The organism is Stenotrophomonas sp. 57 (assembly GCF_030291075.1).
Lineage (GTDB): Bacteria > Pseudomonadota > Gammaproteobacteria > Xanthomonadales > Xanthomonadaceae > Stenotrophomonas.
This window is the reverse complement of record NZ_CP127407.1, coordinates 2,157,235-2,178,159: the sequence shown is the minus strand read 5'-3', so window position 1 is coordinate 2,178,159 and position 20,925 is coordinate 2,157,235. Positions and strand designations below refer to the sequence as shown.

The following is a 20,925-nucleotide window of genomic DNA, read 5'->3' as shown; positions in this document are numbered from 1 at the left end:
TGGAACCGAGCCATGCTCGGCTGCTGCTCAAAGAGGTACCTGCACGCCCATGCAGGAGCGGAGTCGAGCACAGCTCGACCCTACAGAAGCCTGGTCAGCGCCCCTTCGCGGCCCGCGCAGCCTCGCGCTCGGCGCGCAACCGATCCAGCTTTTCCTTCAGCTTGATTTCCAGACCGCGCGGCACCGGGTTGTAGTACACCCGCTCGCCCATCGCATCCGGGAAGCCGGTCTGATCCAGCGCGATGCCACCCTCTGCATCGTGGTCGTACTGGTACTCGGCACCGTAGCCAAGCTCCTTCATCAGCTTGGTCGGCGCATTGCGCAGGTGCAGCGGCACTTCTTCGGTGCCACTTTCGCGTACATCGGCCTTGGCTTGGTTGAACGCCGCATAGCCTGCGTTCGACTTCGCGGTGCTGGCCAGGTACAGCACAAGCTGGGCGAAGGCGAGTTCGCCTTCCGGGCTGCCCAACCTTTCGTAGATGTCCCAGGCTTCCAGCGCCATGCTCTGCGCGCGCGGATCGGCCAGGCCGATATCCTCGATCGCCATGCGGGTCAACCGGCGCGCCAGATAGGACGGATCGCAACCGCCATCGAGCATGCGGGTCAGCCAGTACAGCGCGGCATCAGGATTGGAGCTGCGTACCGACTTGTGCAGCGCCGAGATCTGGTCATAGAACTGCTCGCCGCCCTTATCGAAACGGCGGGTGCGGTCGGCCAGCACCTGGGTCAGGGTCTCCGGCGTGATGCGCCCGCCCTCCCCGCCTGCCAGCTCGGCGGCGATTTCCAGCAGGGTCAGCGCACGCCGCACGTCACCATCGGCGGCGGTAGCGATTTCCAGCAACAGCTCTGGCGCGACCTCGATGTCCTCGTCGCCCAGGCCCCGCTCGCGGTCACCCAGTGCACGCTGCAACGCCTCGACGATATCGGTCGGCGAGACCGCTTCCAGCACATGCACGCGACAACGCGACAGCAGCGCCGAGTTCAGTTCGAACGATGGATTTTCAGTAGTGGCGCCAACGAACAGGATGGTGCCGCGTTCAATGTGCGGCAGGAACGCATCCTGCTGCGCCTTGTTGAAACGATGCACCTCGTCCACGAACAGCACGGTGCGACGGCCTTCGGCGAAGCGCTGCGCCGCCTCGGCCAGCACTTGGCGCACTTCCGGCAACCCGGACAGCACCGCGGAGATGGCGCGGAATTCAGCGTCGGAGTACTCGGCCAGCAGCAGCGCCAGCGTGGTCTTGCCGCAGCCGGGCGGCCCCCACAGGATCATCGAATGCACGCGACCGGATTCGACCGCGCGACGCAGCGCGCTATCCGGCGCCAGCAGGCGCTTCTGCCCGACCATTTCGTCGAGGGTGCGCGGACGCATGCGCTCGGCCAGCGGACGCAGGTGGTCCCGATCGACGCTCAGCAGATCGGGGCCAGGGAGGGAAGTTGAACGATGTCTTGCCACCTGCTCATTGTACCGCGCCGCCCAACGGTAGCGCCGGGCCAAGCCCGGCGTCCCCCATCAGTTGCCGATGACGTCGGTGCCCTTCGGTGGAGTGAAGCTGAAGGTGCCGGCCGCGAAGCCCGGGTTGCGCTTCCAGCCGCTGAAGCGGATCACGGTGCGCTGGCCCACGGCGTCGGTGATCTCCATCTTGGCCAGGCCCTGGGCGTTGAAGCCCAGCGCGGCGTACTGGAAGCTGGCTTCGGTCTCGCGCTTCGGCGACAGCGACAGCCACTGCAGGCCATCGCGCTGTGCGGCCTCTTCGCTCACGTCGTACTGCTGCTCCAGCAACGCCGGGTTGATCAGTGCAGTCAGCGGGCTGTTCTGCTCTTCCTTGCCCTGCTCGCGCACGGTCGCCTGCTCCAGGTCTGGCTCGTACATCCAGACCTTCTTGCCATCGGCCACGATCAGCTGTTCGTGCGGGCGCACGTACTCCCAGCGGAACAGACGCGGCGCCGACAGCGCCACGCGGCCACTGGTCGATTCCTTCACCTTGCCGCGGCTGTCGAACACCTGCTGGCTGAACTGGCCATCCAGGCCCTTCAGGCCACTGGTGAAGGTCTTGAGGTCGTCGCGGGCGCCTGCCCAGGCGCTACCGGCGGCGGCGCAGGCCACGGCCAGGGTGGTGGTGGCAAGGAAACGGCGGAAGCGGACGTTCATGCGTAAATCCTGTGGGCGCGTGCGCCAGGAAAGGTGGTTGCCAGTGTGCCCGGGGAAAGATGAATGGGCGATCAGGGCGACATTATGCCGCCCTGATCGTCCATCGGCGATTCAGCCGCCCGATCCGGGCAGCTTGCCGTACAGCACCTGGCCGCGGAAGCCACGCCGCACTTCGCGATACAGCGCGCGGAACGCCGGATAGTCCTGCGGCTGGCACAGCGCCTCCGTTCCCCGCACCGCGTTCTGCAGCAGGCGGTGATGCGCGGTGACTTCCTGGCCCTCGCGGCTCCAGTCCACCCGGTACTCGCCGGCGGCATTGCTGAACCGCTGGCTCGCCGGGATGGCAATGATCGGTGCATTGGCCGGGAACTGCAGGCGATAGGTTTCCTCGCGAAGGCTGGCGTTGCAGTAGAACGGCGTTTCGTTGGCCGGCGCCGAGGCAGTGGCGTACAGGCCGCGCACCGACTCGCCGCCCGGCGGGTCCGGCACGGCCATGCCGCCGGCCACGCTGAAATCGGCGTAGTCCTCGGCCTGGAACGCCATGCGATAGCCGAAGGGCCGGGTCAGGTCGCCTGGCACGCCCTGGATCTGCAGCTGCCCTCGCCCATCGAAACCGGACGCGGCCATGATCTGCTCTTCAGCACGCGCACGGTTCTGCGCGTTGAGCTGCGAGAACTGCGCGCGCATGCCGATCTCCGCGTTCTCGCCCAGTTTCGGGGTGGTCTCGCCGCGCAGGTTGCCGTTGGCGTCGAAGGTGAAACGCACCTCCATCGAGGTGGCGTTGCGTTCGGGCGTGTTGGCCGGGGTGCGTGCCAGCGTGGCGTCGCGGGTGCGCATCACCGGCGCACCCAGGTCACCTTCCGGCAGCTGGCCGAAGCGCGCCCACGCGGTGGTCGAATCCAGGTACAGGTCGAATTCGGGAATGTAGGTGATGGCGTGGTTGAAGCGGCCCAGCACCGGGATCTTCGGCAGCGTCGGCCCGCCACCGGCACCGATCAGCACCGGCGAACTGGCGATGCCCTTGGCTGCCAGCAGCGCCTCCAGGATCGTCACATGGTCCTTGCAGTCGCCGTAGTGGTTGTCGAGGATGCTCTGCGCGCTGTTCGGTTCCAAACCGCCATTGCCCAGGTACACCGCCACATAGCGGATGTTCTGCGCCACCCAGCGGTAGAGCGCATCGGCCTGCTCGCGCCGGTCGCTGATCCCAGTGGTGATCTGGTCGGCCAGCACCTGCAGTTCCGGCGTGACCTGTGCCGCCGGGCCGGCCTTGCGCTGGTAGGCACGCCCCATCTGCGCCCAGTCACGATACGTGCTGGCCATGATGTTCGGGCCGAACTCCCAACCGGCGGCCGACCAGTTCTGGGCCGGCATCGCCTCACGCCGCTGGTAGCGCCAGCGCCACTGCGCCTGGCCGTTCTTCACTGTCGGGCGATCACTGCCCTGCACGCCGCGGCTGTCGACGAACATCGGCAGGTTGGCCGGCGCACTCAGGGTGACCTCGGCGTCCTCGTATTCGGTGAAGACATTGAACGTCTCCCACAGTCCGAAATAGCCCGGGAAGTACGGCGTCAGCTGGGTCCGGCGCACCTGGTAGTACAGCCGCGTGCCCGGCGCCAGGTTCGGGAACACGATCACCCGCACCTTGCGGTCGGCGTACATCGCCGCCGAGGCGCTGGAGTAGCTTTCCTGGGTGTAGATGCGATCGGCCGGCACGTCGCGGCGCTGGCCGTCGGCGGTGATGGTGTAGGCGCCAAGCACCTCCAGGGTTTCCATCTTCTCGCTGTAGCTCAGCCGCACCTGGCTGAACTGCTCGACCGAGGCCTTGGTCTTGAGCAGCACTTCGTAGGTTTCAGTCTGCACATTGCCGGCATCCGGCCGCACCTGGTAGTCGGCGCGGTAACGGACAATGCTGAAATTGTTGCTGGCTTCGGTATCGCCGCTGGTGGAAGGCGGCGCCGTGGCGGGCGCGGAGGTGGCGGTATCTGCCAGTGCCGGGCTGGCAGCCACGAAGGCTGCCAGCGCCAGCGCGCTTGGGACGGGATGAAGCATGCGTCGGTTCCTTGGACGTCGTGGGGATACGTCGGGTCTTACTTCGGCGGCGGCGGTGCCAGCACCGTGCGGTCGCCGTTGTGCTCGGGCGGGCTGACCACGCCGGCCGCTTCCATGGCCTCGATCAGTCGCGCTGCACGGTTGTAGCCGATCTTCAGCCGGCGCTGCACGCCGGAAATCGAGGCACGGCGCGTCTCGGTGACCACCCGCAGTGCTTCGTCATACAACGGGTCGGACTCGTCGCCGGACGAAGTGTTCTCCGGCAGGCCGGTGGCGCCCACGACCACGCCGTCGCCCATCGTCTGCACTTCGTCCAGCACGCCGTCGACATAATCGGCCGGGCCCATCGCCTTGAGGTGCTCGACCACGCGATGCACTTCATCATCGGACACGAACGCGCCATGCACGCGTTCGGGCAGCGCGGTGCCCGGCGGCAGGTACAGCATGTCGCCGTGGCCGAGCAGGGTTTCCGCGCCGGACTGGTCGAGGATGGTGCGCGAGTCGATCTTGGAGCTGACCTGGAAGGCGATGCGGGTCGGGATGTTGGCCTTGATCAGGCCGGTGATCACGTCCACCGATGGGCGCTGCGTAGCCAGGATCAGGTGGATGCCGGCCGCACGCGCCTTCTGTGCCAGGCGCGCGATCAGCTCTTCCACCTTCTTGCCGACGATCATCATCATGTCGGCGAATTCGTCGATGAAGATGACGATGAACGGCAGCGTCTCCAGCGGGCGCGGCGCCTCGCCCAATTCGGGGTTCGGCTTGAACAGCGGGTCCATCAGCGGCTGGCCGGCGTCCTGGGCTTCCTTCACCTTCTTGTTGAAGCCGGCCAGGTTGCGCACGCCCACCGCGCTCATCAGCTTGTAGCGGCGCTCCATCTCGGCCACGCACCAGCGCAGGCCGTTGGCGGCCTCCTTCATGTCGGTGACCACCGGCGCCAGCAGGTGCGGGATACCCTGGTAGACGCTCAGTTCGAGCATCTTCGGGTCGATCATGAGCATCCGCAGGTCTTTCGGCGAGGCCTTGAACAACAGGCTCAGGACCATCGCATTGACCGCCACCGACTTGCCCGAGCCGGTGGTGCCGGCCACCAGCAGATGCGGCATGCGCGCCAGGTCGGCCACCGTCGGGCGACCCGCGATGTCCTTGCCCAGCGCCAGGGTCAACACGCTGGCCGACTTGTCATATTCCTTCGAGCGCAGCAGCTCGGACAGGAAGATCATCTCGCGGGTGACGTTGGGAATTTCCAGGCCGATCACTGACTTGCCCGGAATGACATCGACCACGCGCACCGACTTCACCGACAAGCCGCGCGCGATGTCCTTGTCCAGCGAACTGATCTGGCTGACCTTGATGCCCGGTGCCGGCTCGATCTCGAAGCGGGTGATGACCGGGCCGGGATTGGCGCCGACCACCTGCGCATCGATGCGGAAGTCCTTCAGCTTGAACTCGATCTGCCGCGACAGGGTCTCCAGCGTCTCTTCGTCGTAGCCCTTGGGCTGCGGCTTGGGATCATCCAGCAGCGCCAGCGGCGGCAGGTCCGAGCCATCGCCGTTGACGCCGCGGAACATCGGAATCTGGGTGTCGCGCTTGGCCCGATCGCTCTTCTCGATCACCGGTTCCGGGCGCGGCTCGATCTTCACCGGCTCGCGCTTGGCGCGCACCTCGGCGTCGGCCTTGCGCACTTCCTGGCGCTCCTCGCGCATCACCCGGGTCTGCTTCCACTCGGTGACTTCTTCCTTCTTGCGCTCCAGCAACGGCGCCAGCGACATCACGCCACGGCCGATCTTCTCCATCACCGTAAACCAGGACAGCCCGGTGGCCAGGGTGATCGAGGCCAGCAGCAGCACCAGCACGAACAGGTTCGCGCCCAGCGCGCCGAAGCCCACCGTCAGCGAGTTGCCCACCAGCTTGCCGAGGATGCCGCCGGCACTGGAAACATCGCCACTGAACAGGCGCACGTGCAGGAAGCCGGTACCGGCGATCAGGAAGCCGACCAGGCCGACCAGGCGCAGCGCCGGGTCCAGGTCGTTCTCGCCCTTGCTCTCACGCTTGAGGCCGAACATGGCGATCCAGGCCAGCGCGCCCAGCACGACGGGCAGCAGGAAGGCGATGTAACCGAACAACTGCAGCAGCACGTCGGCGATCCAGGCGCCGGCGCGGCCTCCCAGGTTATGCACCGGCGCGACGACGCTGCCGGTGTGCGACCAGCCCGGGTCGGTTGCTGAATAGGTGAAAAGACTGGCCGCCAGGTAGAGCAGCGCCGGCGCGATGGCGATCAGGCCCAGGTCGCGCCAGAGGCGCTGGCGGCGTGGATTATCGGTCGCCGCCGCTGCGGCCGTGCGACGTGACGCCTTGCTGTCGTCGGACTTGGAGCGTTCGGGGACCTGCTTCGCCACCTTAGACCATACCTTTGGAATGCACTGTTAGTGATTGATAATAAATGAGACGGCGTCAGTTTTCAGTTATGCGACATCTGACAGAGTCTGCGGAGGGCCGGAATCACCACTGGATGACGGCGTTCCGTTCATCGGCTTGAATCGCCCTGCCCCAGCCGCCACTCTATGACCAGCCACGGATGCTGCGCAAACATCGCCAGCGCCTTGTCCCATCTACCTTTTCGCGAGTCTACATGAGCACCAGCCTGCCCTCCCGCCACCAGCGTCTCGTCATCCTCGGTTCCGGCCCGGCCGGCTGGACCGCCGCCGTCTACGCTGCCCGCGCCAACCTGAAGCCGGTCGTCATCACCGGCCTGCAGCAGGGTGGCCAGCTGATGACCACCACCGAGGTGGACAACTGGCCCGGTGACGCCCACGGCCTGATGGGCCCGGACCTGATGGCACGCATGCAGGCCCACGCCGAGCGTTTCGAGACCGAGGTCATCTTCGACCACATCCACACCGCTGATGTGTCCCAGCGCCCGTTCAAGCTGATCGGCGACAGCCACGAGTACACCTGTGACGCGCTGATCATCGCCACCGGCGCCACCGCCAAGTATCTGGGCATCCCGACCGAAGAAGCCTTCAAGGGCCGCGGCGTCTCCGCCTGCGCCACCTGTGACGGCTTCTTCTACCGTGACCAGGACGTGGTCGTGGTGGGTGGCGGCAACACCGCCGTGGAAGAGGCCCTGTACCTGTCCAACATCGCCCGCAAGGTCTACCTGGTCCACCGCCGCGACACCTTGAAGGCGGAGAAGATCATGCAGGACAAGCTGTTCAAGAAGGTGGCCGAAGGCAAGATCGAGACCGTCTGGCATCACCAGGTGGAGGAAGTGCTGGGCAACGACGCCGGCGTGACCGGGGTGCGCTTGAAGTCCACCCTGAATGGCAGCACCCGCGACATCGACGCCCACGGCTTCTTCGTGGCCATTGGCCACCACCCGAACACCACCCTGTTCGACGGCCAGCTGGCGATGAACAACGGCTACCTGGAGATCCGCTCAGGCCTGGGCGGCAACGCCACCCAGACCTCGGTGGAAGGCGTGTTCGCCGCCGGCGACGTGGCCGACCAGCATTACCGCCAGGCGATCACCTCGGCCGGCTTCGGCTGCATGGCCGCGCTGGACGCCGAGCGCTTCCTGGATGCCGAAGGCAAGGCAAGCTGAAGCGCTGATCCTGCTCAGTAGCGTCGAGCCATGCTCGACTCGAACAAAAGGCCGACGCCAATGCGTCGGCCTTTTCGTTTCATCTGCCCTATCCTTCCCCCATGCCCTCCACCCGCTTCCTCGACTCCCTGCAGTCCATTGCCGCCACCGACTGGGACGCCCTGCACGACGGCCGCAACCCCTTCGTCAGCCACGCCTTCCTCTCTGGCCTGGAACGACATGGCTGCCTGCGCGAGGATTGGGGCTGGCAGCCTCAGCACTTCACCCAATGGGACGGCGACACCCTGGTCGGCGCCATTCCCGGCTACCTGAAGACCAATTCGCACGGCGAGTTCGTGTTCGACCATGCCTGGGCCAACGCCTATGCGCGCCACGGCCGCGACTACTACCCGAAGTGGCTGGGCGCGGTGCCGTACTCACCGGTCACCGGACCGCGCCTGCTGGCCCGTCACGATTCAGGGCGCGTCGCGCTGCTGTCGGCATTGCGCGAGGCACTGCCCGCGCTGCACGTATCCTCGGCCCATATCAACTTCCACACCGCCAGCGATGAGGCCCTGTTCGGTGACGACTGGCTGCTGCGCGAGGACGTGCAGTTCCAATGGCAGAACGCGGGTGACTGGGCCACGTTCGAGCAGTTCCTCGGCGCGATGGACCACAAGCACCGCAAGAACATCCGCCAGGAACGGGCCAAGGTCACCCGCCAGGGCATCACCTTCCGCGTGGTGCACGGCGACGAGGCCAGTCGCGCCGATCTGCAGGCGATGTACCGCTTCTACCTGCAGACCTTCCTCGAATACGGCAACGCCCCGGCGCTGACCGAGGTCTTCCTGCGCCATCTGGCCATTTCATTGGGTCGCGGGCTGGTGCTGTTCCTCGCCGAGCAGGAAGGCCAGCCAATCGCCGGAGCGCTCTGCCTGCGTGGCGGCGACACGCTCTACGGCCGCTACTGGGGTGGCGCCACCCTGCCCGGGCTGCACTTCGAAGCCTGCTACTACCAAGGCATCGAGTACTGCCTGCGCGAAGGCCTCAGCCGTTTCGAGCCGGGCGCGCAGGGGGAGCACAAGCTGGCGCGGGGCTTTCTGCCGACGCTGGTGCGCAGCCGGCACTGGGTGGCTGATGCGGACTTTGCAGAAGCGCTGCAGGACTGGTGCCGGCAGGAGCGGCGGGATGTGCGCCGCTATCAGCAGGAACTGCAGGGGCATGGGCCGTTCCGCGAGCGTGCCGACCAGGGCGGGCACCTACCAGAGCAATAGGCCCAAGGTTGGCACCTGCCAGAGCGATGCCGGGTACGCTGCGCTCAGGTGCATTGCCAGAAGTGCCCGCTCACCCGGCACTTCGCACACCAGAACGTGTAGAGCATGCCGCCACTGCCCCATAGCAGCGCGCCTCCACCGGTGGTCGGCAGCGTCGAATCCAGCTGCATCACGAAGGGCATCTCCTCACCGCAATCGATGCACGCCGGATACCAGGCACTCTGCACCCAGCTCGGTGCGCCGCCCACGCGCGACAGGTTCTGCCGATGGTTGGACTGGCCCCAGTCCTGTTGCTGCCAGCGCGCGCTGTCCAGGGCGACCAGGCCCACTTCGGCACGCATCAGGTCACCGCTGTCAGTGGGCGTGGCCGGCACCTCCAGGCGCTGGCTGGGGTGGCAGCTGGGCAGGCCGCTGACATCGTGGCGATAGAAACGCACGGGCGGATCTTCCCAACCGCAGCAGTCCAGGCACAGGCCCAGCGTGATCTCGCCGGCCGCGCCCGGTTGAAGCGCGGCAGCATCGGTTCGCAGCAGGCGCTGCAGCGGCGCATGGCAGCTGCCACAGAGCGCTTCCAGCCGCCCACCCATCTGACCGGCATGGCGCACCTGCCCGCTGCTCCAGGTCGGGTGCAGACGCCAGATGCGCCTGCGCCAGCTCGGCTCGTCGGCCTGCTGCGCACGATGCTGCTCACGACCGAAGCGGATGTGCAGCGGCCGCTCCCCATGCAGGCGCCGCGGCTGCCGTCCGTCGGCGACGCCTGCCCAGTGCGCCCAGACCTCGGCATCAAGCCGTCCCCAGTCGACCATGTAGCCGCGGGCAACGCCGTACGTCTCTGGCAGGGTCGCAAGCAGCAACGCTCTGGCTCGCGCCATTTCGCGATCGTCATCGGCTTCGGACAGGATGCGCGCCCACTGCGCGGCAATGGCGGAGGGCAGGTCCCGCCATACCTGCGAAGCCAGCTGCAGCTCATCCTCACGGGTGACCGCCAGCAGTGCCTCCCAGTCGTCCTGCAGCAGCTGCGGCGCCTGATAGCTGGCGAATTCCATCACGCTGGCCACCAGCTCGCCGCGCTCGCCATCACGGTAGCGACGCCAGGCCTCGGCACAGACCGGCGCTACCGCTTCGTCGGGCAGCAGATCCAGCGCCATGTCGAGAAACGCCGAGCCGGGTGAACGCCGGGCAAGCGCCAGCAGCATCAGCGCACCGAGCTGGAACGGCTGCTCAGTGGCCAGCGCCAGCAGCATGTTCTGGCTGTCGTTACGCGTGCACGGGGTGTCGTGCACATCGAGGATGGCGGTAATCGCGTCACTCATGCGTGGGCTCCTTGCCGTTGGACGCCGATGGTGCCAGACATCAACGATCACCACGACGAATACAATGGTGACATGACCCGCCAGCTGCCCTGGCGCCTGGCCGATGCGCCGGACGCGCCCTTCCCTCCGGCTGAGACCGCACTGCGCCAGCCCGATGGCCTGCTTGCAGTAGGCGGCGACCTGCATCCGGTGCGCCTGCTCAACGCGTATGCCGGAGGCATCTTCCCCTGGTTCAGCGAAGGCGAGCCGATCCTGTGGTGGTCGCCGGACCCCCGCATGGTGTTCCGCACCGAGGGCGTGCACCTGTCCAGTCGTTTCCGCCGCCAGCTACGTGGCTGCGACTGGGAGGTCACCGCCGACACCGCCTTCAGCCGCGTGATGCGTGCCTGCGCGGCGGCACCACGCCCCGGCCAGGACGGCACCTGGATCAGTCCGGCGATGGTCGAGGCCTACAGCCAGCTGCACGACCTCGGCTTTGCCCACTCCTTCGAGGTCTGGGAGCGGCAGACGCTGGTCGGCGGCATCTACGGGGTGGCGATCGGATCGATGTTCTTCGGCGAAAGCATGTTCAGTGGCGCCAGCGGCGGCTCCAAGGTCGCCTTGGCCGCACTGGCTTCCACCCTGCGGGGCTGGGACTGGGAACTGATCGACGCCCAGGTGCAGAACCCACACCTGCTGCGGATGGGAGCCGAGCACCTGCCCCGTGCGCAATTCCTGGACCATGTGCGCCATGCCGTGCGCCGCGGGGGGCGTGAAGGCGCGTGGACCCAGGCCGTCGGACGCTTGCCAGCACGGCGTTTGGCCGAGGGTTAACGCAAACTTTGCAAGCTGGGCCGGTCACGCGTAAAATACTGCGCCTTAGGCCCAGCGTGGCCGTTTTCTGAACCGCACAGGACTACATGTCGAAAGACGATTCCATCGAGTTCGAGGGCACCGTCAGCGAGACGCTGCCGAACACCACTTTCCGCGTTCGTCTGGAAAATGGGCACGAAATCATCGCCCACATCTCCGGCCGCATGCGCAAGAACTACATCCGCATCCTTACCGGTGACCGGGTCAAGGTTGAAATGACCCCGTATGACCTGACCAAGGGTCGTATCACCTACCGCATGAAGTAAGCGGTTGGCGCCTGGCGCCACTTCGACAAGGCCAGCCCTGGTTGCTGGCCTTTTGTCATGCCCGCAATCCGGCCCTGCCGGAGGTCATCGTGACCGAACTCACCGTGGCATCGGTCAGCCCTGCTTGCGGCAGATTCGCATTCGCGGAAGCGGCGGCACCCTGGGATCCGGTCCAGTCCGGATCGTCGCCCCCTGCCCCGCCATGAACCTGCCCTCCCTGCTCATCCCCTTGGCCTTGTCTGCCACCACCCTGCTGGCGTCGCCTGCCCATGCCGCCGACACCACACCGGCGCAGTGCGTGCCACTGTCGGGCGAACAGCAGATCGTTCGCGCCGGTGCCGACAGGAACATCCTGCTTCGCTCCGGTGTAGACCACTATGTCGTGCATTTCCGCAGCAGCTGCCCGTCTGCCGTGCTGGCCACCCGCCTCGACTTCAAGACCGACGGGAAGGACGCGGGGGAACTGTGCGGCGAAGGCCGAAGCAAGCTGGAAACCGGTCGCCGCAGCTGCGAGGTCGCGCGCATCGAGCCGATCGATGCCGAGCAGTTCACACGGGAAGCACGCCGCCGCGGCCGCTGACGGCAGACAAGGCAAGGGCGGCCGAAGCCGCCCTTGTTCTCCCACCACGTCCGGAGCCGGTCCGGCGCGGGATTACTCCACCGTCACCGGCAGCAGACGCTCCGGCTCGGCCTGGGTCTCGACCACCAGTTCGTCGTTGCGGACGTCGATGTTGACCTTGCCACCGTTGACCAGCTTGCCGAACAGCAGTTCGTCGGCCAGCGGACGCTTGATCTTGTCCTGGATCACGCGGGCCATCGGACGGGCACCCATCAGCGGATCGAAACCATGGTGGGCCAGCCAATCACGGGCGGTCGGGGTGGCCGACAGGCTGACGTGCTTGTCCTGCAGCAGCATCTCCAGCTCGATCAGGAACTTGTCGACCACGCGCAGGATGTGCTCGAAGCCCAGCGCCTGGAACTGCACCACTGCGTCAAGGCGGTTGCGGAATTCCGGGGTGAAGCTGCGGCGGATGGTCTCCATCGCGTCGGTGGCATGGTCCTGCTTGGTGAAGCCGATCGAACGCCGCGAGGCCTGCGCCGCGCCGGCATTGGTGGTCATCACCAGCACCACGTTCTTGAAGTTCGCCTCGCGACCGTTGGTATCGGTCAGCACGCCGCGGTCCATCACCTGCAACAGGATGTTGAAGATGTCCGGGTGTGCCTTCTCGATCTCGTCCAGCAGCAGCACGCAGTGCGGCGTCTTGACGATCTTTTCCGTCAGCAGGCCGCCCTGGTCGAAGCCGACGTAACCCGGAGGGGCGCCAATCAGGCGGCTGATCGAATGCGGCTCCATGTATTCGGACATGTCGAAGCGGACCAGTTCGATGCCCAGCTGCAGCGCCAGCTGCTTGGTCACCTCGGTCTTGCCCACACCGGTCGGGCCGGCGAACAGGAAGTTGCCGATCGGCTTTTCCGGGTTGCCCAGGCCCGAACGGGCCAGCTTGATCGCCGAGGACAGCGTCTCGATGGCCGGGTCCTGGCCGAAGATCACCATCTTCAGGTTGCGCTCCAGGTGCTGCAGCACATCCTTGTCGGTGGCGCTGACCTGCTTGGTCGGGATACGCGCCATCTTGGCCACGATCGCCTCCACTTCCTCGACGTCGATCAGCTCCTTGCGCTGCCCTTCCGGCAGCAGGCGCTGCCGGGCGCCGGCCTCATCGATCACGTCGATGGCCTTGTCCGGCAGCAGGCGGTCGCCGATGTGCTTCACCGACAGGTCCACTGCGGCCTGCAGCGCCTCGTCGGAATAGGTCACGCCATGGTGCAGCTCGTACTTGGACTTCAGGCCCTGCAGGATCTCGTAGGTCTCGCCCACGGTCGGCTCGACGATGTCGATCTTCTGGAAGCGACGGGCCAGCGCCCTGTCCTTCTCGAAGATGCCACGGTATTCCTGGAAGGTGGTCGAGCCGATGCAGCGCAGCTCGCCGGAGGCCAGCGCCGGCTTGATCAGGTTGGACGCGTCCATGGTGCCGCCCGACGCCGAACCGGCACCGATGATGGTGTGGATCTCGTCGATGAACAGCACCGCGTTGGGCACCTTCTTCAGCGCGGTCAGCACGCTCTTCAGGCGCTTCTCGAAGTCGCCCCGGTACTTGGTGCCGGCCACCAGCGCGCCCAGGTCGAGCGAGTAGATCACCGCGTCGGCCAGCACGTCCGGCACCGAGCCTTCGACGATGCGGCGGGCCAGGCCCTCGGCGATGGCCGTCTTGCCCACGCCGGCCTCACCCACGTACAGCGGGTTGTTCTTGCGGCGGCGGCACAGGACCTGGATGGTGCGCTCGATCTCGTCGGCGCGACCGACCAGCGGGTCGATGCGGCCAGCCCGGGCCTGCTCGTTGAGGTTGCTGGCGAACTCGGTCAGGGCATCGCCCTTCGGCTCGCCATCGCCGCCCTCCATGCGGCCCTCGCCCTCGGAGGAAGAAGATGGCTGCTCGCCTTCCTCGCCCAGCTTGGCGATGCCGTGGGACAGGTAATTGACCACATCCAGGCGAGTGACGTCCTGCTGGTTGAGGTAGTAGACGGCGTGGGAGTCCTTTTCGCCGAAGATGGCGACCAGCACGTTGGCGCCGGTGACCTCTTTCTTGCCCGAGGACTGCACGTGGTAAACGGCCCGCTGCAGCACGCGCTGGAAGCCCAGGGTCGGCTGTGTGTCGCGGCCGTCATCTTCGGCCAGGCGGGACACGGAGGCCTCGATGGCCTGCTCCAGCTCCTGGCGCAGGCGTTCGGCGTCGGCACCACAGGCCTTCAGTACGGCCTGGGCGGACGGGTTGTCGAGCAGTGCCAACAGCAGGTGTTCGACCGTCATGAACTCATGCCGGGCCTCACGGGCGCGCTTGTAGCACTGGCCGATGGTGTGTTCGAGGTCTTTGCTGAACATGGATTACTCCGGCGGCAGATGGGGACAATATGCGGCCTGACTACGCGATTTCCATCACCCTAGCGGATTGCTGCGTTCAGATGGCGTTAGCAGTACACATCGCTTGATCTTCATTCACTCCAGGACAGCCCGCCCAGCATGAGCGAACCCTACCTGAGCCGCTGGCGATTGCGGCGTGATGGCCGCGCCATCGAAACGCCCCGCGCCCGGCTCTGGCCGGTGCTGACCGACGCCGGCGAACCGGCGATGCTGAAGGTCAGCGACGAACCCGAGGAGCAGAACGCCCATCGCCTGCTGCGCTGGTGGAACGGTGACGGTGCTGCCCGCCTGCTGGCCCACGAGGGACCGGCGATCCTGGTCGAACGCGCCAGCGGCGATTCGCTGCGGCAACGCTCGATCAAGGGCGACGATGACACCTGCACCACGATCCTGTGCCAGGTCCTGCAGCGGCTGCACCGGCCACGGAGCGCACCGCCAGCGGAGCTGGTCTGCCTGCGTACATGGTTCGCCGACCTGCTGCAGCCAAGGGCTGCGCTGCCGCCACTGCTGGAACAGTGCAGATCACTGGCGGAAGGGCTGCTGCAGGAAGAGCAGGAGATCCGGCCGCTGCACGGCGACCTGCACCACGACAACGTGCTCGATTTCGGCGCACGTGGCTGGCTGGCGATCGACCCGAAGCGGCTGCTGGGCGACCGCGCCTTCGACTACACCACGCTGTTCAGCAACCCGGATCTCTGCGGCCCGCGCATCCATGTCGCGACGCGGCCGGAACGGTTTGTGGCTCGCCTTGAACGGGTCACGGCGCTGGCGGAGCTGGAACGCACGCGCCTGCTGCGCTGGATCGCGGCCAGCACGGGATTGTCGGCGGTGTGGTTCCGGGATGACGGCGACACGGCTGACATCGATGAGACGGTGGCGCGGATGGCACTGGAGGCACTCGCGGAAGCGTGACCCAGCGGTAGAGCCGAGCCTGCGCTCGGCTGCTTCTGGCTGAAATCTGCATGCCTGGGCGAACAGCAGCCGAGCGCGTGCTCGGCCCCACAGGCCTCCGCCCTGGTAGGTGCCCGCCTCGGCGGGCGCACCGCGCCAGGCGCAGATAGGCCCGCACCAAAAGCCGGTCAGGCCTTTTCCATCGTGCACAGCAACGGATGCTGGTTCATCCGCGAATACTCGTTGACCTGGGCAACCTTGGTCTCGGCCACTTCACGGGTGAACACCCCGCACACACCGCGGCCGCGGGTGTGGACGTGCAGCATCACCTGCGTGGCCTTGTCCAGGTCCATGCTGAAGAACTGCTGCAGGACGTCCACCACGAAATCCATCGGGGTGTAGTCGTCGTTGAGCAGCATCACTTGGTAGAACGGCGGCGGCGCCACTTCCGGGCGCGCGGGCTCTACGGCAACGCCGTGCTCGTGCTGGGAATCAGGGGAAGACTCATGAGGCATCTGCCCATTATAGAGGCTCGGGCGAGCCTGCGTCGGCCTGCCGCACATTGGACGGCACGCGCGGCCGCCGTCACAATTGCACTTTCCCTCAGTATTGCTTCACAGGATCTTCATGAAAAGGACCCTTCTCTCCACCCTGCTGATCGCCCTGGCTGCCACCGGCTCCGCTGCCGCAGCGGAGGCCGACAAGGCCGTGGCCCGCCACCTGGACAAGCTGGGCTACGCCTACGAAGTCGACGAGGACGGCGATTACCGCATGGTCTTCGACGTCGAGGGTGACCGCACCCAGATGGTCTACGTGCGTTCGTCGGTGGAGGATTTCGGCAGCCACAACATCCGCGAGATCTGGTCGCCCGCGTACAGCGCCAAGACCAAGCAGTTCCCGGTGGCCGTGGCCAACCGCCTGCTGGAAGACTCGCAGGATGCCAAGATGGGGGGCTGGGTGAAGCAGGACACCACCGCCATGTTCGTGGTGAAGATCGACGCCGATGCCACGGCCGACCAGCTCAGCGACGCCATTGATGCGGCCATCCGCTCCGCCGACGCGATGGAGCTGGAACTGACCAAGAAGGACGAGTTCTGAGTTGAACGCCACGCCGGACCTGCGCTGGGCACCGCATGCCACCGTCGCCACGGTCGTGGTAGACGGCGGGCGCGTGCTGCTGGTTGAAGAGACCATCGACGGCCGCCAGGTGCTGAACCAGCCGGCCGGCCACCTCGAGCCGGGCGAAAGCCTGGCCGAGGCAGCCCTGCGCGAGACCCGCGAGGAAACCGGCTGGACGGTGCAGCTGACCCACTTCATTGGCTGCTACCAGTGGACCGCCGGTGACGGTACTGCCTTCCTGCGCTTCTGCTATGCGGCCCGCCCGGTCTCGCACGACCCGGCGCAGCCGCTGGACACCGGCATCGACCGCGCCCTGTGGTTGACGCCGGCCGAGCTGCGGGCCGCCGGTGAACGCCTGCGCAGCCCGCTGGTGTGGCAGGTAGTGGCCGATTACCTGGGTGGCCAGCGCCACCCGCTTTCCCTGGTCCGGGAGGTCGCATGAGCACTCCGCGCGTGATGGTGGGCGTCTCTGGTGGCGTCGACTCTTCGGTCGCCGCCTGGCGCCTGGTACAGCAGGGTCAGGCCGTGGCCGGCCTGTTCATGCAGAACTGGGCCGACGATGGCAGCGGCGACTGCCGCGCCGAGGACGACCGCCGCGATGCGGTGGCGGTGTGCGGCCTGCTCGGCATCCCCTTCCACTTCCGCGATTTCTCCAGCGAGTACTGGCAGGGCGTGTTCGAACACTTCCTGGCCGAGTACGCCGCCGGCCGCACGCCCAATCCGGACGTGCTGTGCAACCGGGAAGTGAAGTTCAAGCATTTCCTGGATGCCGCCCGCGAGCTCGGCGCCGAGCGCATCGCCACCGGCCACTACGCACGCGTCGCCCAGCGCGGCCACCAGTGGCTGCTGCTGCGCGGTGCCGACCGCTCCAAGGACCAGAGCTACTTCCTGCACCAGCTGGGCCAGGAACAGCTGTCGGCCACCCTGTTCCCGATCGGCGACCTGGAAAAGACCGACCTGCGACGGATCGCGCGCGACGTCAGCCTGCCGACCCACGCCAAGAAGGACTCCACCGGCATCTGCTTCATCGGCGAGCGCGACTTCCGCGAGTTCCTCGGCCGCTACCTGCCGGCCAAGCCCGGCCAGATCCTCGACCCGGCCGACGGCAGCGTGATCGCCGAACACCCGGGCGTGTTCTATTTCACCCTGGGCCAGCGCGAGGGCCTGAACATCGGCGGCGTGCGCGGCCGTCCCGCGGCGCCGTGGTATGTGGTCGGCAAGGACGTGGCCAGCAACGTGCTGTACGTGGACCAGGACCGCGACAGCAAGTGGATGCTGTCCGACCGGCTGCGCTCGGAAACCGCGCACTGGATTGCCGGCGCGCCCCCCGCCCGCCGGTTTGAGTGCACGGCACAGACCCGCTACCGCCAACCCGATGAGCGGTGTACGGTCGAGGTGCTGGACGACGGCAGCGTGCTGGTCACCTTCGCGCGCCCGCAGCGCGCCGTTACCCCCGGTCAATCACTGGTGCTGTATGACGGTGAGGTGTGCCTGGGTGGCGCGGTGATCGCCGCCACCGATGCGCCGCTGGAACAGCGCCTGCGCACCACCCCTTCCCCTTTTGAGGTAATCGCTGCATGAGTTTCACTGTCGACGACCGCGTCCTGGCCCTGGCCGGCATTGCCCAGGCCCTGCAGCAGGTACGCCGTATCGCCGATACCGGCCATTCCGACGCCGCCGCCGTGCGCACCGCCGTGGACAGCGTGTTCCGCGTTGATGCGTCCTCGCCGCAGGAGGTGTTCGGTGACCGCCATGCACTGAAGGCCGGACTGCGCCTGCTGCACAACTACTTCCGCAACCAGGGCCAGGACCCGATCCTGCCCAAGCTGGCCCTGTCGGTGCTTCAACTGGAGCGCCGTTTCGTACAGGACGGCGCGACCGTCAACAAGGTCGCCTCGGGCATCGAGCGCGCCCAGCGCCAGGCCACCGAGCTGGGCGACAGCGGTCACCCGGACGTGCTGTCCAACCTCGGCGGCCTGTACGCGGACACCATCAGCCACCTCAAGCCGCGGGTGATGGTGCAGGGCAACCCCCATTACCTGGGCCAGGCCGGCGTGGTGGCCGAGATCCGCGCGCTGCTGCTGGCCGCGGTACGCTCGGCGGTGCTGTGGCGCCAGCTGGGCGGTAGCTACTGGGACTTCCTGTTCAGCCGCAAGGCGATGATCGAGGCCGTGGATCGCCAACTGGCGTGAGCCCGAGGGGTCGGATCCCTTCCCGGCACGGAAAGGGCTCCGACCCCGAAGCCGCCAGGGCGCCGGAAAACCGGCGCATTCAGAATGCACTTCGAGGCACATCGACGTTAAAGAGAAAGGGGGTACGGCCGATACATCCTCCGTGCACCTCCCGAGAACGTCCATGTACTCACGCATTTTCATCCGTCTGGCCGCCCCCCTGGCTCTGACCCTGCTGCTCCCCATCGCCATCGGTTTCGAATGGCCGGCCGCCCTGCGCTGGGCGATCCTGACCACGATGACGCTGAGCTGGCTCGGCTTTGCGTGGTGGACCACCCGCGCCCAGGCACATCGTTCCCCCGAACACGCCCGTGTCCTGCGCGAACAGGACCAGCTGCTGACCGAACTGCGCAACTTCGTCGGCAACGAGATTGACGGTTCGCGCGGCGAAGTGGAACGCGCCCGTGACCTGATCCGCCAGGCAGTGTCCAGCCTGGGCGGCAGCTTCGATGCGATGAACCGCAAGTCGCGCCAGCAGAGCCAAGCCCTGTCGCGCATCGTCGACCGCGCTGGTGATGAAGGCAATGCCGGCCTCGACGTTGCCCGTTTCGCCCAGCACGCCAGCCACCGCATGGAACAGCTGGTGGAAGCGCTGGAACAGGTCAGCGGCCAGAGCAGCACCACCGTGCAGCACATCGACCAGATGGCGCAGCACCTGGATGGCATCTTCGCGCTGCTGGAAGACGTCAAGTCGATCGCCGACCAGACCAACCTGCTGGCGCTGAACGCGGCCATCGAAGCGGCGCGTGCCGGTGAAGCCGGTCGTGGCTTCGCCGTGGTCGCTGACGAAGTGCGCAACCTGTCCGAGCGCTCGACCACCTTCAACGAGCAGATCCGCAAGCTGGCGCACAGCTCCAAGGACGCCATCGCCAAGGTGCGCGAGACGGTCTCGCACATGGCCTCGCGTGACATGGACCGCTCCCGCGAAGCCCGCCAGGAAGCGGCGGCGATGCTCGACAACGTTGCGCAGATCAACGCTTCGCTGGGCGACGGCATGCGCGAAGTGTCCGAGTGCGCCCGTTCGATCGATGGCAGCGTGGCCGAGGCCGTGCGCGCCCTGCAGTTCGAAGACATCGCCACCCAGGCACTGGGCGGCGTGCACACCCACCTGGACCGCCTGACGGCGATCAACCGCGAAGCAGTCGCCCTGCAGGAACTGCTGCACCGCAATGGCGGCGTGTTCGACGAAGAGATCGCCACTGCCCTGCAGCGCACCGGCAGCCGCCTGCGCGAACTGCGCAGCGAGTGGGAACGCCCGCCGCACAAGCCGGTTGCCCAGCAGAGCATGGGCGCCGGCACCGTCGAGCTGTTCTGACCCTGATGTCCGCTGCCGTCGCCGGCAGCCCGCAAGGCCCCGGTTCGTCCGGGGCCTTTGCCTGTGACCCGCCGTTGGATGCATCCTGTACACGCACCATGACCCTGATCCGCGCCCTGCCCTCCCTCACCGACACCGAACGCCCGCGCAACGCGAGCGTGCGTGAGCAGCTGCAACAGCTGGAAGAGGTCGCCCGCGAAGAGATCCGCGAGCTGCAGCAATTGGCAGATGCTCGCCCTGCCCCGTCGCGGGCGGACGAGGCGCTGCTGGGGCTGGCGTGGGACCTGGGGCTCGATGGGGAAGCGCTGAAGTAGATCCACGCCTTGCGTGGATGGGCCGCCCCGCATGGCATGATGCCCCGGTCCCGTTCATGGAAGACCGATGGCCATCGCCCTGATCGCAGTGCTGCTTATCGAGACCGTCCTTCTGATGGCCTGGGTGGCCGGCTATTTCAGCTGGGGCATCACCCTGTTCAACGAACGCATTGCGGCGTCACCGGCCATGCAGGCCCGCCTCTCGCTGGGCAGCCTGGAGCGTGACCTGCCTTGGGACAAGTGGCTGCGACTGACCTTCCATGCGCTGCCCGATGGCAGCATGGCGTTCCGCGAGAGCTTCGCGCCGAGCTTTGGCCTGCGCTACTTCCCGGTGATGCGCGGTCGCATCGTACTCAACGCGCGACGGCACGAGGTGCGGGTGATCGGCCTCTGCAGCTGGTTCGTGGCGATTCTCTCGCTGCTGCTGTTGCCGCTGGTGGCGATGCGCCCGATGGTGGCGCCGCTGCTGCTGGTGCTGCCGCTGTTCGTGGGCAGCTATCTGGTCCAGAAGCGGCGCTATGCGGCCATCGTCGAGACGCTGCGCATGCAGTTGAAGGCGGAATTCCCGAGGTAGATCCACGCCATGCGT

General features: G+C 66.8%; 20 protein-coding genes. 13 read left to right on the top strand and 7 right to left on the bottom strand.

Annotation, left to right across the window (positions count from 1 at the left end):
* Positions 1 to 94 precede the first annotated feature (94 nt).
* The 4 genes from QP512_RS10000 to QP512_RS09985 form a co-directional block, all read right to left on the bottom strand.
* Complete coding sequence (locus tag QP512_RS10000) at positions 95 to 1,372, bottom strand: replication-associated recombination protein A (RefSeq protein WP_286071931.1); 1,278 nt, start codon at positions 1,370 to 1,372, stop codon at positions 95 to 97.
* Positions 1,373 to 1,513: 141 nt separating this feature from the next.
* Positions 1,514 to 2,152 (bottom strand): outer membrane lipoprotein chaperone LolA, encoded by a 639-nt coding sequence (gene lolA / locus QP512_RS09995; RefSeq protein ID WP_286071930.1) that lies wholly within the window; start codon positions 2,150 to 2,152, stop codon positions 1,514 to 1,516.
* Between the two features lie 111 nt (positions 2,153 to 2,263).
* Entirely contained in the window at positions 2,264 to 4,201 is a 1,938-nt protein-coding gene (locus QP512_RS09990; protein ID WP_286071929.1) for a DUF3857 domain-containing protein, read from the bottom strand.
* Positions 4,202 to 4,239: 38 nt separating this feature from the next.
* Positions 4,240 to 6,600: a DNA translocase FtsK gene (locus QP512_RS09985; protein ID WP_286071928.1), complete on the bottom strand. Its 2,361-nt coding sequence runs from the start codon at positions 6,598 to 6,600 to the stop codon at positions 4,240 to 4,242.
* Between the two features lie 233 nt (positions 6,601 to 6,833).
* Here QP512_RS09985 and trxB point away from each other — a divergent pair, with 233 nt between their 5' ends.
* Positions 6,834 to 7,805, top strand: coding sequence for a thioredoxin-disulfide reductase (trxB, locus tag QP512_RS09980; protein WP_286071927.1), 972 nt, complete (start codon positions 6,834 to 6,836; stop codon positions 7,803 to 7,805).
* A 101-nt stretch (positions 7,806 to 7,906) separates the two neighbouring features.
* Positions 7,907 to 9,058: a GNAT family N-acetyltransferase gene (locus tag QP512_RS09975; protein WP_286071926.1), complete on the top strand. Its 1,152-nt coding sequence runs from the start codon at positions 7,907 to 7,909 to the stop codon at positions 9,056 to 9,058.
* Positions 9,059 to 9,102: 44 nt separating this feature from the next.
* On the opposite strand, the gene QP512_RS09970 is transcribed toward QP512_RS09975, so the two are convergent.
* Positions 9,103 to 10,371 (bottom strand): hypothetical protein, encoded by a 1,269-nt coding sequence (locus tag QP512_RS09970; protein WP_286071925.1) that lies wholly within the window; start codon positions 10,369 to 10,371, stop codon positions 9,103 to 9,105.
* Between the two features lie 72 nt (positions 10,372 to 10,443).
* Between QP512_RS09970 and aat the strand changes: the two genes are divergently transcribed.
* From aat to QP512_RS09955, 3 genes are all read left to right on the top strand, one after another.
* Entirely contained in the window at positions 10,444 to 11,184 is a 741-nt protein-coding gene (aat, locus tag QP512_RS09965) for a leucyl/phenylalanyl-tRNA--protein transferase (protein ID WP_286072024.1), read from the top strand.
* Positions 11,185 to 11,270: 86 nt separating this feature from the next.
* Positions 11,271 to 11,489 carry a translation initiation factor IF-1 gene (gene infA, locus QP512_RS09960; RefSeq protein ID WP_005409596.1) on the top strand — a complete coding sequence of 73 codons (219 nt, stop codon included), beginning with the start codon at positions 11,271 to 11,273 and terminating at the stop codon, positions 11,487 to 11,489.
* A 202-nt stretch (positions 11,490 to 11,691) separates the two neighbouring features.
* Positions 11,692 to 12,069 (top strand): hypothetical protein, encoded by a 378-nt coding sequence (locus QP512_RS09955; RefSeq protein ID WP_286071924.1) that lies wholly within the window; start codon positions 11,692 to 11,694, stop codon positions 12,067 to 12,069.
* A gap of 72 nt (positions 12,070 to 12,141) precedes the next feature.
* Here QP512_RS09955 and clpA read toward each other — a convergent pair whose 3' ends face one another.
* Positions 12,142 to 14,427 (bottom strand): ATP-dependent Clp protease ATP-binding subunit ClpA, encoded by a 2,286-nt coding sequence (gene clpA, locus QP512_RS09950; RefSeq protein WP_286071923.1) that lies wholly within the window; start codon positions 14,425 to 14,427, stop codon positions 12,142 to 12,144.
* Between the two features lie 138 nt (positions 14,428 to 14,565).
* Here clpA and QP512_RS09945 point away from each other — a divergent pair, with 138 nt between their 5' ends.
* Positions 14,566 to 15,378: an APH(6) family putative aminoglycoside O-phosphotransferase gene (locus QP512_RS09945; RefSeq protein ID WP_286071922.1), complete on the top strand. Its 813-nt coding sequence runs from the start codon at positions 14,566 to 14,568 to the stop codon at positions 15,376 to 15,378.
* A 167-nt stretch (positions 15,379 to 15,545) separates the two neighbouring features.
* On the opposite strand, the gene clpS is transcribed toward QP512_RS09945, so the two are convergent.
* Positions 15,546 to 15,872, bottom strand: a complete 327-nt coding sequence (gene clpS, locus QP512_RS09940; protein WP_005416477.1) for an ATP-dependent Clp protease adapter ClpS — start codon at positions 15,870 to 15,872, stop codon at positions 15,546 to 15,548.
* Between the two features lie 112 nt (positions 15,873 to 15,984).
* Here clpS and QP512_RS09935 point away from each other — a divergent pair, with 112 nt between their 5' ends.
* The 7 genes from QP512_RS09935 (at position 15,985) to QP512_RS09905 (ending at position 20,910) form a co-directional block, all read left to right on the top strand.
* Positions 15,985 to 16,455: a hypothetical protein gene (locus tag QP512_RS09935; RefSeq protein ID WP_286071921.1), complete on the top strand. Its 471-nt coding sequence runs from the start codon at positions 15,985 to 15,987 to the stop codon at positions 16,453 to 16,455.
* A 1-nt stretch (position 16,456) separates the two neighbouring features.
* Positions 16,457 to 16,918, top strand: coding sequence for an NUDIX hydrolase (locus QP512_RS09930; protein ID WP_286071920.1), 462 nt, complete (start codon positions 16,457 to 16,459; stop codon positions 16,916 to 16,918).
* On the top strand, positions 16,915 to 18,057 hold the full coding sequence (mnmA, locus tag QP512_RS09925; protein ID WP_286071919.1) for a tRNA 2-thiouridine(34) synthase MnmA: 1,143 nt from the start codon (positions 16,915 to 16,917) through the stop codon (positions 18,055 to 18,057). Before QP512_RS09930 ends, mnmA begins: the two co-directional genes overlap by 4 nt.
* Positions 18,054 to 18,668 carry a high frequency lysogenization protein HflD gene (hflD, locus tag QP512_RS09920; protein ID WP_286071918.1) on the top strand — a complete coding sequence of 205 codons (615 nt, stop codon included), beginning with the start codon at positions 18,054 to 18,056 and terminating at the stop codon, positions 18,666 to 18,668. Before mnmA ends, hflD begins: the two co-directional genes overlap by 4 nt.
* A gap of 163 nt (positions 18,669 to 18,831) precedes the next feature.
* Entirely contained in the window at positions 18,832 to 20,022 is a 1,191-nt protein-coding gene (locus QP512_RS09915) for a methyl-accepting chemotaxis protein (protein ID WP_286071917.1), read from the top strand.
* Between the two features lie 98 nt (positions 20,023 to 20,120).
* The gene (locus tag QP512_RS09910; protein WP_005409586.1) at positions 20,121 to 20,336 is read left to right on the top strand and encodes a hypothetical protein; all 216 of its coding nucleotides are present in this window, start codon (positions 20,121 to 20,123) and stop codon (positions 20,334 to 20,336) included.
* A gap of 67 nt (positions 20,337 to 20,403) precedes the next feature.
* Positions 20,404 to 20,910: a hypothetical protein gene (locus QP512_RS09905; protein ID WP_286071916.1), complete on the top strand. Its 507-nt coding sequence runs from the start codon at positions 20,404 to 20,406 to the stop codon at positions 20,908 to 20,910.
* Positions 20,911 to 20,925: the final 15 nt, after the last annotated feature.